The organism is Pseudomonas sp. 2822-17 (assembly GCF_002742485.1).
GTDB classification, from domain to species: domain Bacteria; phylum Pseudomonadota; class Gammaproteobacteria; order Pseudomonadales; family Pseudomonadaceae; genus Aquipseudomonas; species Aquipseudomonas cyclaminis.
The window spans coordinates 1-228 of record NZ_LJRZ01000005.1; the positions used below are offsets into that span (position 1 = coordinate 1).

The 228-nt window shown below is 34.2% G+C and carries 1 protein-coding gene; it reads right to left on the reverse strand.

Features of this window, described 5'->3' with window-relative positions; translation table 11 throughout:
* Positions 1 to 3: 3 nt before the first annotated feature.
* Positions 4 to 228, reverse strand: a 225-nt coding sequence (locus AOA60_RS33150; RefSeq protein WP_218240441.1) for a hypothetical protein, incomplete at its 5' end; no start/stop codon positions are given.

Here is a 228-nt window from a genome sequence, read left to right on the forward strand (position 1 = left end):
GTGTCAGAGATGCAAACTGTTGTTTTTGTAATTGTTTCCTTCGTAGTAGTAAAGATCTCTGACACTAAAACTGTAACTATCTTTTTTTCCTAAAGAATTTCTCACTGTAACCATCGTAAACTCTTCTTCGATGGAATCTAGTAACATATCATAATATTCATCGAGCCAATCATCCGTGAATAATAATTCCTCAGCATCTAGGGTAAATAGCTCTGTTTGGCATGTATA